13 protein-coding genes are annotated in these 14,560 nt (G+C 58.8%); 10 read left to right on the forward strand and 3 right to left on the reverse strand.

The window, feature by feature from the left end:
• Positions 1-234: 234 nt before the first annotated feature.
• Positions 235-1,500 (forward strand): MFS transporter, encoded by a 1,266-nt coding sequence (locus I6F38_RS19415; RefSeq protein WP_225161451.1) that lies wholly within the window; start codon positions 235-237, stop codon positions 1,498-1,500.
• Between the two features lie 60 nt (positions 1,501-1,560).
• On the opposite strand, the gene I6F38_RS19420 is transcribed toward I6F38_RS19415, so the two are convergent.
• Positions 1,561-2,457, reverse strand: a complete 897-nt coding sequence (locus I6F38_RS19420; RefSeq protein ID WP_225161452.1) for a LysR family transcriptional regulator — start codon at positions 2,455-2,457, stop codon at positions 1,561-1,563.
• Positions 2,458-2,550: 93 nt separating this feature from the next.
• On the opposite strand from I6F38_RS19420, the gene styA reads away from it, so the two are divergent.
• The 3 genes from styA to I6F38_RS19435 all read left to right on the forward strand — a co-directional run bounded on the left by styA (position 2,551) and on the right by I6F38_RS19435 (position 4,819).
• A complete protein-coding gene (gene styA / locus I6F38_RS19425) occupies positions 2,551-3,801 on the forward strand; it encodes a styrene monooxygenase subunit StyA (protein ID WP_225161453.1) in 1,251 nt (416 codons plus the stop codon).
• A gap of 129 nt (positions 3,802-3,930) precedes the next feature.
• The gene (locus I6F38_RS19430; RefSeq protein ID WP_225161454.1) at positions 3,931-4,458 is read left to right on the forward strand and encodes a flavin reductase family protein; all 528 of its coding nucleotides are present in this window, start codon (positions 3,931-3,933) and stop codon (positions 4,456-4,458) included.
• Between the two features lie 145 nt (positions 4,459-4,603).
• Complete coding sequence (locus I6F38_RS19435) at positions 4,604-4,819, forward strand: hypothetical protein (protein ID WP_092081115.1); 216 nt, start codon at positions 4,604-4,606, stop codon at positions 4,817-4,819.
• 314 nt (positions 4,820-5,133) lie between these two features.
• Here I6F38_RS19435 and I6F38_RS19440 read toward each other — a convergent pair whose 3' ends face one another.
• Both I6F38_RS19440 and I6F38_RS19445 read right to left on the reverse strand, forming a co-directional pair.
• Complete coding sequence (locus I6F38_RS19440; protein ID WP_225161455.1) at positions 5,134-5,619, reverse strand: hypothetical protein; 486 nt, start codon at positions 5,617-5,619, stop codon at positions 5,134-5,136.
• A gap of 466 nt (positions 5,620-6,085) precedes the next feature.
• Positions 6,086-8,128, reverse strand: coding sequence for an AAA family ATPase (locus tag I6F38_RS19445; RefSeq protein ID WP_225161456.1), 2,043 nt, complete (start codon positions 8,126-8,128; stop codon positions 6,086-6,088).
• 126 nt (positions 8,129-8,254) lie between these two features.
• Between I6F38_RS19445 and I6F38_RS19450 the strand changes: the two genes are divergently transcribed.
• The 6 genes from I6F38_RS19450 to I6F38_RS19475 all read left to right on the forward strand — a co-directional run bounded on the left by I6F38_RS19450 (position 8,255) and on the right by I6F38_RS19475 (position 14,238).
• A complete protein-coding gene (locus I6F38_RS19450; RefSeq protein ID WP_225161457.1) occupies positions 8,255-9,490 on the forward strand; it encodes a hypothetical protein in 1,236 nt (411 codons plus the stop codon).
• Positions 9,491-10,169: 679 nt separating this feature from the next.
• Positions 10,170-10,481 carry a hypothetical protein gene (locus I6F38_RS19455; protein ID WP_225161458.1) on the forward strand — a complete coding sequence of 104 codons (312 nt, stop codon included), beginning with the start codon at positions 10,170-10,172 and terminating at the stop codon, positions 10,479-10,481.
• 241 nt (positions 10,482-10,722) lie between these two features.
• On the forward strand, positions 10,723-11,886 hold the full coding sequence (locus I6F38_RS19460; protein WP_225161459.1) for a hypothetical protein: 1,164 nt from the start codon (positions 10,723-10,725) through the stop codon (positions 11,884-11,886).
• On the forward strand, positions 11,883-12,224 hold the full coding sequence (locus I6F38_RS19465) for a DUF2958 domain-containing protein (protein WP_225161460.1): 342 nt from the start codon (positions 11,883-11,885) through the stop codon (positions 12,222-12,224). The genes I6F38_RS19460 and I6F38_RS19465 overlap by 4 nt, the downstream gene beginning before the upstream one ends.
• Positions 12,225-12,679: 455 nt before the next feature.
• Positions 12,680-13,093 carry a hypothetical protein gene (locus I6F38_RS19470; RefSeq protein WP_225161461.1) on the forward strand — a complete coding sequence of 138 codons (414 nt, stop codon included), beginning with the start codon at positions 12,680-12,682 and terminating at the stop codon, positions 13,091-13,093.
• Positions 13,094-13,224: 131 nt separating this feature from the next.
• Complete coding sequence (locus I6F38_RS19475; protein WP_225161462.1) at positions 13,225-14,238, forward strand: hypothetical protein; 1,014 nt, start codon at positions 13,225-13,227, stop codon at positions 14,236-14,238.
• Positions 14,239-14,560: the final 322 nt, after the last annotated feature.

Consider the following 14,560-nt stretch of genomic DNA (forward strand, 5'->3'; position numbering starts at 1 on the left):
TTGCAGTTATCGACCGACACAACCGGAAACAAAATCGCCATGGCGTCTCGGGTGCGCCGCTGTCCCCATTTTCTCGCCAAGTTCGACGTGGGCACGCGGCCAAGTCGGGGGCCAAGTCATTGCCGTGACGCGTTCAATTTCGAGGGAACTGTTGCCCGCGCGCCCCATGAAATCGGGCCGCGCCGACCCTATCTGTTGCCAGCCCGAACCCGCCTTCCCAATGAAATGAGCCTTATGTCCGACCAGACCATCGCCGCGCCGATCGACGACCAGCAGGAGCGCGGCTTCTCGCGGTACCAATCGTTCCTGATCGCGCTGCTTGCCTTCACGCAATTCACGCTGATCCTCGACTTCATCATCATGTCGCCGCTCGGCGCCATCCTGATGCCGTCGCTGAACATCACGGCCGGGCAATTCGGCGTCGCGGTCTCGGCCTACGCGTTCGCGGCCGGGATTTCCGGCGTCCTCGCCGCCGGCTTTGCCGATCGCTTCGACCGCAAGCGGCTGCTGCTGTTCTTCTACGTCGGCTTCACGCTCGGCACCGTGCTCTGCGCGCTGGCGCAGAATTTTCACGTGCTGCTGCTCGGCCGCATCGTCACCGGCGTTTTCGGCGGGGTGATCGGCTCCGTCGTGCTTGCCATCGTCACCGACCTGTTCCCGCTGCAACAGCGCGGCCGCGCCATGGGCATCCTGCAGACGGCGTTCGCCGCGAGCCAGGTGCTCGGCGTCCCGGCCGGCCTGTTCCTGGCCAATCACTTTAACTGGCACATCTGCTTCGTGGCCATCGTCGGCCTGTCGATTGCGGCGATCGCCGCGATTGCGATCGCGATGCAGCCGGTCGATGCCCATCTCAAATTGCAGCACGACAGCAATCCGTTCCGCCATCTGATCGCAACCGTGGGCCAGCCGCGCTACACGCTGGCTTTCCTGGTGACCACGCTGCTCGCGACCGGCGGCTTCATGCTGATGCCGTTCGGCAGCGCCTTCACCGTGCACAATCTCGGCATCGACATCGTCCACCTGCCGACGATCTATCTCGTCTCGGGCCTGTTCAGCATCATCATCGGGCCGCTAGTCGGCCGCGCCAGCGATGCGTTCGGCAAATATCCGACCTTCGTGTTCGGCTGCGTGGTGTCCGTCATCATGGTGCTGATCTACACCAACCTTGGCCATGTCTCGCTGCTGACCGCGATCGTGGTCAATGTGCTGATGTTCATCGGCATCTTCTCGCGCATGATCCCGTCCCAGGCCCTGATGTCGGCGATTCCCGACGCCAGCCAGCGCGGATCGTTCAGCGCGATCTCGGCCTCGGTGCAGCAGCTGTCGGGCGGGCTGGGCTCGGTCTTTGCGGCGGCGATCATCGCGGAAAATCCCGACGGTTCGCTGCTGCATTTCGACCGGCTGGGCTATATCGTCGTCGCAACGACCATTATTTCGATGATCGCGATGTATTTCGTGCAGCGGCCGATCGCGCGACGCGCGGGCCGGCGGATCGTGTGACGGCAGAGGCTGCGGCGGCGATCGCCAGCGTTCTCAAATTCGCCGCATCGGCCGACGTGTTCAGCCAATCGCAAACATGTCGGCACGCTCAATGATCAGATCGCGGAATAGTCTCGCGCGGTGCGACATCCAATGCGGGTCAGGATAGACGAGATGCATCGGTAGCGATGGTACCGCATAATCCGGCAGCAGATGAACAAGCCGGCCTGCGGCGATGTGTTCGACGGCGCACCAGCTTGGCAGCACCGCGACACCGAGCCCCTCAACCGTCGCGAGCGTCATCACGTCGGCGTCGTCGCAGGTCATCGACGGCGCGATCTCGACCACATGGCGGCCGGTCTCGGCTTCGAACGTCCACTGATTCCGCGGCGACAAGCGTGAATACGTTACGCTCGGCATGCGGCGCAGATGGTCGGGGAGGAGCGGGGCTTGATGCCGTGCGAGCAGTGAAGGGGCCGCCACCAGGAGGCGCTTGATGGTGCCGACGCGCCGCGCCACCAGCGAGCTGGAGTTCAGCATTCCGATCCGAATTGCCAGCTCCGTCCCGGTCTCCACCAGGTCTACGAACTGCTCGGTGAAGCTCGCATCGAGCCGCACGTCGGGATAGCGGCGAAGATATTCTGCGAAAATGCCGCGGAAAAAATACCGACCGAACGAGGTCGGCACAGTGATCCGCAAGGTCCCCGACGGACTGCGAACCCGGCTCTGCGCCGGCGTGCTGGCACTTTCCAACAGCGCGATGATATCCTTGGCGAGCTTGAGCACGCGATCGGCTTCCGGCGTCGGACGAACCTTGCGCGTGGTGCGGACGAACAGCCGGCAGCCGAACTCCGCCTCCAACAGCGCCACGCGCTTGCTGATGGCCGGCTGTCCGAGGCCCAGATCGCTCGCGGCCTGGCTGAAGCTGCCGGCCTCCATCACGCGAATGAAGGTTTGCAGCGCATCGATCCGATCCATGCATTCCTCCCAGGAATTTGTAATATTCTTATCATTCCCTACATGGACACAGTCGATCCGGTCTAGCCTCTCGGTAACCAGGGAGGATCAACAATGAACAAATCGATCGGGATCGTCGGCGCCGGAATCGGGGGCCTGCATCTGGCTCTTTATCTGCAACGGCATGGGATCCAGGCGACGGTGCTGACCGACCGCACTCCGGAGCAGTACGCCTCGGCACGGCTGATGAACACGGTCGCCCATCACAGCGTCACGATCGCGCGTGAGAACGAGCTAGGCGTGAACCATTGGGATGACGCCGCCACGATCTACCACCACCACGACCATTTCTTTAATTTCCCGGGCAACGGGCTGCTGTTTCGCGGCGCGTTCAAGAAGCCCAGCCGGGCAGTGGATTACCGCATGTACCTGCCCGCGCTGATGAAGGATTTCGAGGATCGCGGCGGCAGCATCGAATATGCCAGCATCCAGGACGACGACATCCCGGCTCTGGTTTCACGCTTTGACCTTCTCGTCGTGTCGACCGGCAAAGGTGCGCTCGGGCGAATGTTCGCCCATCGGCCGGAGTTGTCCCCCTACAGCCAGCCACAGCGCCTGCTCTGCGTGGGCCTCTATGACGGCGTCGATCACGGCAGCCCGGACGGTGACGACCCGCGCGGTGTCACGCTCTCGGTGTCGCCCGGACATGGCGAGATGATCGTCATTCCAACGCTGTCATTCAGCGGCATGAAGACGGCGCTCCTGATGGAGAACATTCCCGGCGGCGACATGGCCGATCTGGTCTCGCTGAGCTACGACGCGGACCCCGCAGCGTTCCGCCAGACAATTCTCGACAAGCTGGAAGAGCATCACCCGCACACCTACGACCGGATCGACACCCATCGCTTCGGGCTTGCCCAGCCGCTCGACCTGCTCCAAGGCGCGGTGGTGCCGACCGTGCGGCAATCGTCGGTCGCCTTCGATGGCGAGAAATTCGCCGTCGCGCTGGGCGACGTACATTCAGTGGTCGACCCGCTGATGGGCCAAGGCGCCAACATCGCCTCCTACGCCGCCTTCGAACTCGGCAAGGCGATCGTGGAAACGGTGGCCTTCGACGCTCGCTTCGTTGAGGAGGTGGATCGCGCCCGCGAAAATCGCGTCTTCGGGGCTGCGCGCTGGACGAATCTGATGCTGCGGCCGCCGTCCGAGGCGATGGGTCGGCTGATCCTCGCCATGGCGCAGGACCGGGAACTCTGCGACGAGTTCACCGATAATTTCAACTACCCGGAGCGTCAGTGGGATCGTGTCGCGACCGACAAGCGCATCCACGCTTGGATCGACAGGCGCGCGCCGCTCGCCGCCTGACGCAACAATGATCGCGAGCCGGCCGTACGGTCCACTTGCACCAGGTAGCGGCTGCCTGCCGACAAACCATCTCTCGAGCCACACGCCGAGAGGCGCGACCTCTTGCCGTTTCGCCATGGAGCGCTATCGATGAACCCGCATCCCGATCCGGCGAGCTTCCGGGCGGCCGCTGCGCGATTCCCCACAGGCGTGACAGTCGTGGCGAGCATCGACCGCGACGGCACTCCGGTCGGCATGACGGCCAACAGCTTCACAACCGTCTCCACCAAGCCGCCGACCGTGCTGGTGTCGATGATGCGAGGGCGGACCTGGCAGGCGATCATGGATTCGAAGCGTTACGCCGTGAATGTCCTTCACGCGGAAGATCTCGCACTCTGCGCGCACTTCTCCGGCAGGCCGCGGGCCAAAGGCTCGCCATCGCTGGTCAAACGGGAAGAGTTTCCCGTCCTGTCGCAAGCGATCGCCCAGTTCGCTTGCGACGTGGTCCGATCAATTGACGTCGCCGACCACACGCTGTTCATTGGCGAGGTCCGCTGGTGCCGGCAGCGAGACGGTTGCCCGCTCGCCTTTTATTCCAGCCGATTCTGCAACGGGCTCGGTGCGGCGATCGTGCCCGCGGAGACAATCGCCTATCCCGCCGACGGATGGGCGATCTAAGGCGAAGCGCGAAGCCTTCGGGCCGACCCCTGGAGAACCCGAAGTTTGCGGCGCACTGGAGCGGCGGCCACACGGGAGAACGATCGCGAGCGCCGGCTGAGCAGGATGCCTGCCAAGCTCGTCAAGCCCGTCCTGAGGTGGTGGAATGAAGATCGGGGACAGAGTCGAAGTGGTGGCGATTCCGGATGCGCTACCGGAAGACATGGGAACGCGGACACTCCTCACGAGATGTCTCGGCCGCCATTTTCCGATCGTCGATCTCAAGGGAGATCTGGTCGAACTCGAAGTCGGCGAGGTGGTCGAGGAGTCCAGCTACATGCACTCGATTTGGATCGAACGAGATTACGTCCGTCGCGTCTAACGACGAGAAATGAGGGCCAACGGTATAATCGCTGTCTCGCCTCTACCCTCGCTGGGTGACGGCTTGCCCGCACCCGCCCTCCGGATACTGAGCGATTTCAATCGCTTAAAAAGGGGGTGGTGCCCAGGAAAGGATTGTCTCTCACTCCTCTTAAGATTAGCAAAATCAGATACTTACAGCCACCAACGATTACCCCTTTGTACCAGAAGAATGTATCGATGTCGACCGGTTGAACAGACAGCCGCCGGGTGGGGGTGCGCCAGTCGAACACCCGCGTGCCTCGTCAAAGTTAGCGTCATAAAGCCGACCCCCAATCAGTAGCCAAAATGCCTGATGTAAGCAGCTTCATTGATAAACCACTCCGGAACGCCGTCGTTTTTGTGGTGGTTTGCTGCGCTCCTACGAACAGGAGGTTGACTGGTCTTTTGGGCAACTGGCCTACGGCTTGCGGCCGGCTCCTTTCCGAATACGCGTTGGAAAAAGTCTGCATCAAATGACTTCATCCGATCCTGCCTTGCTTTCATCAAACCAGCCTCCCTGATCTGCACTGGACGCGCTTCCTCACGCCCCAGCATGGTCAGTGCCGGACGTTGAGGTGTTGCAATGTCGTGATCCCAATGATTGTAATCTAAACATAAAAGGGAAACATTTAGATTCGGCGGGGAGAGAGCTTGGGTCGAGGGCCGGGACACGTCGCGCAGACTTTGAAGGCTATTTTCGACGAATCGCCCGGCGCGATACATTCGACCGAAATGCTTTGCCAGATCGTCTACGGCATTGAAGCCGTGGAAAAGAGGCATCGCGTCGCTGTACTAAGGGCGTTAAAGGGATTGGCCAGGACCTCAATGCCTCACCTTTGGCGTCGCGCCGCAATGCACCAGCGCGATGACGAGTGGTACGACGGGCGCACCTTTCCTGGGCGACGTCCACGTGGCACTGCGCCGGCAACAGATCCACGGCCGAGAAAGAGTTAGTGTGCGGCAGACAGGTGAGGGCCAGCAACGGTCCGTCCGGGAACAGCCCACGTTATCGCCATCAGAGTGAGCATCACCTCTCCATTACCCGCGGGCCCGTCCGGTTCGGCGCCCATCGACAGCGCATCCACCACCGCAGCATCGCACAGTTTGCAGGATTCCCAGTTTGCAGGTTTTCGAGCGCTATTATGCAGGATCATAGTTCGCTAGGCGATCTGCTATCGTCATTTATGCTACTGATTTTATTTATATTTTTGTCTCCTGCACTCCGGCAATGCGATAAGGGACTGGCTTAAGGCTCTCGCCACCATGCGCCCCAACTTCGCAGCATCTTGCGCGGGTCGGATGGGTATGACGCGCGCAATGCAGCGAGTTCGTGAGTGTACTTCGCGACGTCGAGTTGGTCGTGTTGATTGAATCGAGCGCGGAGCTTCGCTTCGATATCGCCGCGCCGTTCAAGCTCGCGAAGACGATCCAAATGTTCCACCAACTCCCAACCACTATCGATGGACTTCCAAACCTGATCCTGCAGTGCGCTTAGGAAGGGCATTAGGCCTTGATGTGCTCTGCGTTGCGCAGTCGGTGTTAAGGTCTTGGAAGATCCGCGCGCCCGAGCGCATTTCACGCCGGCGGCTACCGGCGCCTGCAAACGCCGCGGTATGTTGAGAAGGTCCGTCAACGGCGCAAAGTCTCCGCGTTCCGATTTGGCCAAGACCGACGGATCAAGGGAGCGGCTGAAGGCGCGGATTGACTGCCAATGAAACCTAGTTTGGCTCGTGGCATCCGTCCGGAAAGCGAAATGATAGCGTAGGACTTCCCGTCTTTGCTGACGGGCAACAAAGAATTTGCTCGCCCACCGCTGCGCTCTCTTTATGAACTGGTACGGCATTGCAATAGCAATTCGCGTGACGAGCCAACCATACTCATCGGTTTCGTGTCGGTATTCCCAATGAAACCGGTCAGGGTCTTGCTCAGTCCCTATCCACCATTCCGATATCCGCATTCCCAATTGATGCGTGAATTGAGACACCAAATCGGCTCCACTCTCGTGGTCTCCTTGCGCGGTACCATGGTGATGAACCGTCGTGCGTACGTTGAAAGTCTGGCCGTAGTGCTGCATCAGAAACGATGCTGCGCGCCAATGCGGTTCGATCTTGCTCCAAGGAAGATAACCGGCTTGGACCTCGGCACTACCAACACCAATTAGACGCTTTGACCCTTGCTTCTTCTGTTTGATACGGCGAATAGCCGTCGGTTTTCCCAATGCATCATTGGCCTTGGTGATCACCATCCTTAATTGAGGGTCCGTTATCGAATCTCGCGGCTCATATTTGTCAATCAGCCCCTGCCACAGGGAACCAAGATCCGCCTGCAACTCAACAGCACGCGATTCCAACAATGTTATGAGGCCAAGACGTGATGCTGCATCAGCGCCGTGCATCAGTAGGTCTCCACTTCGAATCTGCCTAATCTCGCTGAAGTAGCACTCAACGAGATAGCGGTGCAGCAGCGTCAACTTTCGCGTTGCATTCTCATCCCACGCTTGGATCACATCGATTTGCGCCTGCAGATCGCCACGACAAAGCGCGTCAAAGAATTCGTCGAGTTGGGACATGACATTGAGACCCAACATGCCCTTAACTGTCGATACGTCGACACGACCGTATGACGCACATTTCTGCAGAGCACCAACCATGGACCGGACATGGCCCTTGAGCTCCGCATGAAGAACGATCAGGCCGTCTCGCTCGTACGGGATCTCCTCGGCTGAACAGATCCTTGATAGATGTTGGACGGCAGCCTCAACGCCAATCAATTTTGTCTTGAATTCCGTCAGTCGTGAGAAAAGCGGCGGCGAGATGTGCTCTGGATTTGTCGTCAGTAAAATGAGCGACGATAAATGAGGCGTGTTTTCCGTGACGTTCAGCAACGCCTCGAACGCTTTTTTGGAGAGGCCTGCGACTTCATCGAGGACATGCACTCGTTTTCGCGAAAGGAGAGGCGCTGTTTTGATTTGATCCAGCACGTCTCTAATGTCCTCGATTCTCGACCTCTCCCCACAGGGAACATAGTGGAAGTCGTAGTTGCGCTCTTTGGAGTATGAGACGCACGCCTCACAGGTTCCGCACCATTCTCCGTCTTTTGGCGAAAGACAAAGCAAGCTGCGCGCATAAATGAGGCCCAGCGAGGTCTTTCCAGTTCCATGCGGCCCGGAGAGGAGAATAATCGATTGTTTGTCTCGGAAGCTTTGAGACCGAAGTTCGTCGGCTACCTTTTCTTGGCCCACTACGTCCGCATACCGTTTTGGACGGTACTTCTCAGTAAGATCGATCATCTGTTATTCGCTTTTGACGGGCAGATTTTTTGGATTTTGCCAATATGATTCTGCTTTATAGGCTGCGAGCTTGAACTTTCCAGTGCAATGGACGTAGCTGGACTCTATATTCCGGCGGAGCCAATCATGCTAATTTCGAATGAACTTGGTCCGTCAGATGACGCGGACCTTTCCGACTCTCAACTGTCGATGATTTTCTGGGTCGATCGTGACCCCAACTCGAAATACGAGCCCTTCATCAAATTTGACGTCGATGCGCAGTCGTTTGGGCGACTACTCCACACTCTTGATCTCCCGCGCCGTCCCACCAACCAGCTCCATCTCCAAATCCGTCATGGTCGGTTGACCGCTCGCGTGACGGATGAAACCGGCACGCTATGGCTGGAAGGGTCGATCTCGCTGCTCGACGCTCTGACATCGGACGATCGCGAGTTCGCGATCGTGACCGACCGATCTTATTTGACAAAGCTGGGGAAATTGCTTTTGGGTCGTTGGTCCTTTCGACTTGACCGAGCATCCCAAGAACTTAGCTGGACAAACGAGGATTACCGGTCTCAATGCAAAGCCGTAGAAACGGCCTTGTTGCCGACATCACTTTTGACGAGGCGACACCGAATTTTTGGCAAGACTCTTAGTACTTGCTTACACGATGCGACCGTGCTGCGGCAGCGCCGTATTTCAGATGAGCGAACGTATCATGGCGCACGGATCTGGAATGGCTTTGCGATGGGCGGACACATCCAGGGCCTCTCGCAGATCGCCAGCAATGAGATCCCAAAAGAATTGGACATTGTGGTGCCTCATTCTCAACTGGCTAACGCCATTCACGTTCTGCGAGCTATGAACGGAGAGGCATGGGTCGACACCCAGAACGGCGCCGTCATGATTGAGAATGCCACCACTAGATTAAAGGGAGGATGGTCTGACTCCGACACAAATTTGCCAAGGGAGCTGGCTGGCGCCTTCGATCGGCATGATCCCGTCATCACCTTACACATCAGGTCTGACTTGCTTTGCTCGAAATTTACGCTGCTGGGCGCCTTCTCGAAAGAGCTTCAGACGGTTCGCTTCGATGTTGAGGCAGACAGCACCGAAGATGCACACGCAAAATTGTCGATCACAGCGGTGTTCGGCGCTCTTCCCTGGAACATCAAAATTTCTGCGCGGATGGAGCCAACCACGGCTGATTTTGCCGACGCACTGAAAAACCTGCGGTTTAGTGTCAGCGATCTCGATAAGGCCACGTCAGCTCTGCCCGCGTCTACCGAAGTCAAGCTGCAGTTCAGCGCACGCGCCTTGATGCTTTCGGCCGACCACTCCGGGATCATCAGAAGGACTCTGCTTGTCCCATCGTCGAGTTGAGCATAACGCCGGCTAGCGAGCGGCCGATTTCAGCTTTATTGGACAGGGTCATCACTGCTCCGTCAATGTGGAGCCTGTGTAGCGGCTCTGAACTTTGACCCCTATCGGCGCCCAACTGTGGTCCCAGATCGACGCTGATTTCCTTCGCAGCGGCAAGAGCTTCAAACGCCGTGGATGGGGTCAGGGTTGGAAGCCTCTTGGAGGCAAATGCTACGGCGGTTCACAGGCCTGAATCGAATACACTCGCTCAGACCTCGTCGCATCTGCCGCCTGGTTGCGGACGATGAACAAGATTGCGTCGGCGCCCCTCTTAGACGCTTCTTCAACTTCGAAACACCAGACAATCGGCCAAGTTAGGTTCCGCCTTATACAAAGTATTGCGTTAGTCTCGGATTGAGGTCGAACCGATGCGACTAGGCTACTAGAGCGTTAGCTGGTGGACGCCGTGTTCGGTCCGCAAAACGCTATAGGGGTATCCGCATTTTGTCGGCCACTGTCCTGTCAACGGCTACTGACCGCCCCCTATATTATCCTACTCCCTCTCTCCACCTGACGCGCTGACCATCCGCAGCTCACTCCAATCGGAGACTTATCTCACTCTGCGGCTGTCTTATCCACCAAACTACTCACCTCTATCCACTATCACTCATCGCTATCCTGCTCTCTCGGAGATAATCCCATGGCAACGGACACCCCTTATGAAACACTGCTCGCCATGAAGCGGCTGAAAGCTGAAGGTATCTGGTACAAAAAGCTTACGCCCTTCCACCTCAAAGTCGATCGCTACAATTTTTGGCCAAAGCGTGGGACAATTCATATCGACGGAGAAACATCGCCTGTTCCCCAGCGCGGCCTGGAAAAGTTTGTTAGGCTCATAAAGACGGATGCGGTTGTCATGGATCGCCTCCGCCACAACGCTGATGAGTTGCGCCCAAAAGCACACATCGATACAGATGTCGAAGCAGTTTCGATTAAGCTGTCTGAAGCTTGAGGCGAATTCGATCTTGCTAACTTGCTGTTATAAGCACTCAAATCGCCACAGCCGCCAAGTAACGACTTCGTAGCGCTCATCAAGCGCTACTCATGGTGACCAGTTCCGTAGCCGCGCATGCGGCGCTCCTGCCACCTTTCTTAGATTTCACGATTCGCTTTGAGTTCGGCGATTCTTGCTGCGTGTCGCAAGAACTCCTGTCTGCGCCTGAATCTCCCGCATAGTTTCGCAGGAGCCCTTCATGACCGCCATCACGTATACCAAGTTCACTTCTTTGCCGCGCGTACCACTCGTCCCGGACGAAATCGTCCGCCGTAACAACGTATTCTTCGAAATCGACACGCGCTTCCGCCGCGCCGCTCGCCTTCTTCAATGCCTGTGGCTGAGAGATCGCGAGATCCCCACCGGTCAGCACGTTCGCGGCGATGGCGACGACGCCGTCACCATGGAGCTTCATTCATACCTCAGCCGTGACGCTGCGCGTGCCGGGCGGAATTTCCTCTCGCCAGAAATCCATGCCCTCGTTCGTCGCGAGTTGCTGATGCGGGAGGAAGGCGCCGCCATCGACGAAGATCGACTGTTTGGCAACGCCCTCAGCTCCATGCCGCTGACCTTTAACCTGTTTGGGCCGATGGCCCTCGACCTCAAGCTTGCCACAGCCGCCCTGCGTCAGCTGCTGCCAGGCTTCGTTCATGAGGTGACAGGTTTCATCTTCGAGCACTCACCCGGCCGTCGCCAAGAACGTTTTCTCAATGACGGCACTGCCTTCGATCTCGCCATCCGCGTCATCACGCCTGAGCGTGAAGATGGGACTATCTTCGTCGAGACAAAATATTCCGAAGACATGAGCGGACCCGCGGCTAGGCTCCGGGATCGCTACGACGAAGTTTGCCGCTCCGTCGGTCTCTTCGTCGACCCGGACAGCCCGACGCTCCGTTCGTTGGCGCTGGAGCAGCTTTGGCGTGAGCATATGCTAGCCCAACTGACCGTCGACCAAGGCCTCACGCCCCGGGCCATGTTCATTGCCATCGGCCCTCGGCTCAATCGCAGGGTCATGGCCGCCTTTCGAGTCTACGAAAACGAACTGATCGATGCCGACGACCAAGACGCCAACCGTGTCGCATTCCAAGCTTTCACACTGGAACGCTTCATCGACGCCCTTGCCGAGTCCGGCGCCGATGGCCTCGCTCGCGATCTGTGGGGTCGCTACTGCGACTTCGAGCGTGTCTATCACCTCGCCTTGGGCGAATACCTCGAACAGCCCTCCGGCCAAGCCATCGCAGCGCCGCTTACCGCGCCTTCATCGAAAGACGTCGACGCCTCACCTCAAAAGGTCACGACGAGAGCGACGGACAAGCGCGCAACGAAAAGCAGGGCTCAAAAGGCCGCGGGAGGGTCCCAGTGAAGACGGGCTCCCTGCTGACAGTCTCCGACCGCGTCGAGCTTCTCGTGAACGCTCTTCATCCGGACACCGATCACTTGCCTGTGGTGAAGCTATTTACGCCAGATGGCGGCGCGACATGGCTTCTCACCGAATGCGATCCGGATGAACCGGATCTGCTGTTCGGTCTCTGCGATCTCGGCCTTGGCTGTCCCGAGCTCGGCTACGTCAGCCTTGCGGAAATCATGGAGGTCCGAGGTCGCCTCGGACTTCCGGTCGAGCGAGACCTTCATTTCGTCGCGGACAAGCCACTCTCAGCTTATGCCGACGAAGCGCGGGCCAAGGGACGGATCGTGACCTGAGCCGACGCACCATGCGGAGTGAAATGCAGGTCGGACTCACAAGAGCTACGGCTGTTGCCTTCGATGGCAGCAGCCGGGGAGCGGTACACCTCGGTACCTCTCCATTTGCAAACGACTTTCGTGCGAATCTTCCCAGAGCAGCGACGAGGGGTACCGGCACGTGAGGGACTTTGAAAACGTGACGTAGCCTGATGACTTGCAAGGTGCGAAAGCCAAAGAGCCCCCCGTCGATCGCCGTCGATCGGGGGGCTCTCTTTTTTACGCCCATGAGGCTGCCTCGCGCTCTTCTCGCAGCCCCGCAATTTCTTTGGCCCCCGTCTGAATATCAAGGCAGTGGATCGGACGGGGCATTTCACTAGGAATACCTGGCTCGCCAACTTGGCCCGGACCTTCGTCAACGACAGAGTTCGGCACGGTCCGCTCACGCAGCGTCACATTGCGGGAGACCAAACCCTATGAAAACTATCCTCTCAATAGCCCCCGTCGTTACCCTTGCCTCTCTGCTTGCGGGCTGCGGCAAGTCAGAGGTTTGCAGCGACCCAGACGTGCTGGCAACCGTTAAGCAACTGTTCGAGGAGCAGGAGTTCGGAAAGTTCTATAAGATGCCGCCCGGCATCGTTCTTGTGAGAGATAAGTCGGCAACCCACCTGTCGACGGATCCGAACAACCAGATCGCTCGATGCTCAGTTATTATCACGATCGACCTCTTCGAGATGCTCAAGAAGGTCCAGGGATACTCGGATGAGCAGATCGCGGCGGTGAGAGTGAAAGCACAAAGCACGGGGCAGAATGCGGCCCCAGACTCTCTCATCAACTATTCGGTTCAGTCCATGGCGTCGGGAGAGTACTATGTCATGATGCTACCATAGGGAAAATTAGCCTGGATCAGACGCTGTTCTCGCACGTTTCCGGCGTCCGGCGGTCATTACCGCGAGCTGACCGAGATGCTCCTAACGCACGCCGCACGGTCATAGCTGACGAGACCAGTGGGAGCATGAGAATGGACTGGTTCACGCGCATCACCGGCTTCAATGAAAGCACGTACGCCGCTACACGCGCGCAGCTTGAGGTGCACGGCAGTACTCTCCGCTCCAAGGCCAACGGCTGCAGCTATGGAATCGGCGAGTTCGAGCTGGCATCGCTCGACGACCTGCGCGCCCGAGTAGCCGGTGGCACCGGCGCCGCAGGCCAGGCTCGCGTGCGGATCGTTACCGGCGACGTGCGCAAGATGCACCAGGTGCCCGAGTATGCAGGTGCGCTGTTCCAAGTTGCCAGCCAGTTCAATTCTCTGGAGATGATCAGCCCCAGCGTGACGCCCGAGGATGGCGTCACGCGCTACGAGCACGACCGCACGCAGGGCCCGGCGTGCGCCGTGGCAGCGGGCGCGGCGACGATCTACCGCAACTACTTTGCGCCCGTGGGCGACCAGATCGGCCAGACGGTACAGCGCCAACTTGACGGCCTTGCGGATGTCGGCGCCGAGTTGAGCGCCCAATTGGTCCGACCCGTCACCGATCTCTGGGAGTGGCGCAATGGCTATGCTCTCTGCACGCGCCAGGGCCTGGACCTGATCACGGATCATCTGCGAGGCATGGGCCCCAGACTGGCTGATGCGCTTGCCGGCAAGCTGCGCATCGGCATTCATCGCGACGTCGAGGTGACGGATGCGCCGAGCGCACCAAGGCCTGTAGTGAGCCAGGCTTTCTGCTCAGCGTTGCCCGTCGCGTACGGCAGTGTGCCGCAGCAACACTGGGCAGCATTCGCACAGTTGGTGCTCGATGCCGCCTATGAGGCAACGATGCTTGAGGCAGTGATCAACTGCCGGCGCGGGGCATCGAACATTCTGTTGCTCACATTCCTTGGCGGCGGGGCGTTCGGCAACGCGCCCGAGTGGATTCATGCTGCCATCAAGCGCGCCGTGATCAAAATACAGGGCTTCGACCTGGATGTGCGGCTGATAAGCTATGGCGAGCCATCGGTTCAGACACGCGAGCTGGTGAAGGAACTGGCTTAGTTTGTTCGGGTGTATCTGGAAGCGCTTCGATCAAGTGCTGCCTAGGAAAGGGTTGGGGCTCGATCCGTCAAACTATAGCAAAAACAAGGACTTACTTCTCCGCCAGGTGCGGCGCTTGTACCACTTGACTGTGCTCGTGTCGACCCTGCTCTGATCGCCGAACCGAACGCACTGCCGGAGCAGCAAGACTGCGCCTTGAAGCGGCTTGCGGCAGTTTCTGACGACGCTCGACATGTCAATCGGCTTGCCGGGAGCGTTCGCGGTCCTGCAGCCGACGAGTTCGCGATGCCGTCGGAGGCCGTCTGCCGATTTGTCTGGACCA

Origin of the sequence: Bradyrhizobium sp. BRP56, from assembly GCF_020194035.1 — a bacterium.
GTDB lineage: Bacteria > Pseudomonadota > Alphaproteobacteria > Rhizobiales > Xanthobacteraceae > Bradyrhizobium > Bradyrhizobium australafricanum.